Origin of the sequence: Sphingomonas sp. SAFR-052 (assembly GCF_051965015.1) — a bacterium.
Taxonomy (GTDB): Bacteria; Pseudomonadota; Alphaproteobacteria; order Sphingomonadales; family Sphingomonadaceae; genus Sphingomonas.
Genome location: NZ_JBQCMO010000039.1, coordinates 1 through 1171 on the forward strand (window position 1 = coordinate 1; position 1171 = coordinate 1171).

1 protein-coding gene is annotated in these 1171 nt (G+C 62.9%); it reads left to right on the plus strand.

The features are described from left to right. The first annotated feature begins 16 nt into the window (after window positions 1-16). Window positions 17-1134, plus strand: a protein-coding gene (locus ACTHQV_RS19250; RefSeq protein WP_440492327.1) for an IS3 family transposase whose coding sequence is annotated in 2 segments (ribosomal slippage) — window positions 17-269 and window positions 269-1134 — 1119 coding nt in all. Because the reading frame shifts where the segments join, the coding sequence is not laid out codon by codon here. Window positions 1135-1171: the final 37 nt, after the last annotated feature.

Genomic DNA, 1171 nt, shown 5'->3' on the forward strand with positions numbered 1-1171 from the left:
GGAAGCGGAGCGAGCGATGAAGAGGTCGAAGTTTTCGGAGGCGCAGATCGCCTTCGTGCTGAAGCAGGCCGAGGACGGCACGAGTGTTGGCGAGGTGTGCCGCAAAACCGGGATCAGCGAAGCGACGTTCTACGCCTGGCGCAAGAAGTATGCAGGGCTGATGCCGTCGGAGATGCGGCGGCTGCGCCAGCTTGAGGAAGAGAATGCCAAGCTGAAGCGGTTGGTCGCTGACCTGAGCCTCGACAAGGCGATGTTACAGGATGTCGTCTCGCGAAAGCTCTGAGGCCTGACCGGCGCCGGCAGCTCGTCGACGATGTTCGCAGCACCTGGCAGGTCAGCATCAGGCGGGCCTGCGGGGTGCTCCGGGCGGAGCGGTCGAGCTACCACTATCGTGGGTGCCGCGCAGATCAGGCCGACCTGAAGAAGCGGATGAAGGAGATCGCCGAGACGCGGGTACGATATGGCTATCGCCGTATCCACGTGCTGCTCCGGCGCGATGGCTGGGACGTGAACGCAAAACGTGTCTATCGGCTTTACAAGGAGTTGGGGCTGCAACTGCGGCACAAACCGCCGAAGCGTCGGGTGAAGGCGAAGCTGAGAGAAGGCCGCTGCGCGGCATCTTGTTCGAATGAGGTGTGGGCCATGGACTTCGTCCATGACCAGCTCGCGACGGGGCCGAAGCTGCGTATCCTGACGGTGGTAGACACCTTCAGCCGGTTCTCGCCGGCGGCGGTGCCGCGGTTCAGCTTCCGGGCGCCGGACGTCGTAGAGGTGCTTGAACGGGTGTGCGGCGAGATGGGATATCCGGTGTCGATCCGCGTTGACCAGGGCAGCGAGTTCATCTCGCGCGACCTGGATCTGTGGGCGTACACTCGCGGTGTCACGCTGGACTTCAGCCGACCGGGCAAGCCGACGGACAATGCGTTCATCGAGTCCTTCAACGGCAAGTTCCGAGCGGAGTGCCTGAACCAGCACTGGTTCATGAGCCTCGACGACGCGGTACGAAAATGCGAGGCTTGGCGCAGAGACTACAACGAGGTGAGACCGCATAGCGCGATTGGCAACAAAACGCCGATATCTCTGGTAAACCGGTCAGCGGCACATGGCCCGCCGCTGCCGGCAGATGCTGGATGACGCCCAGCCAAGTGGTCCAGGAACGGGTAGCAGCTCA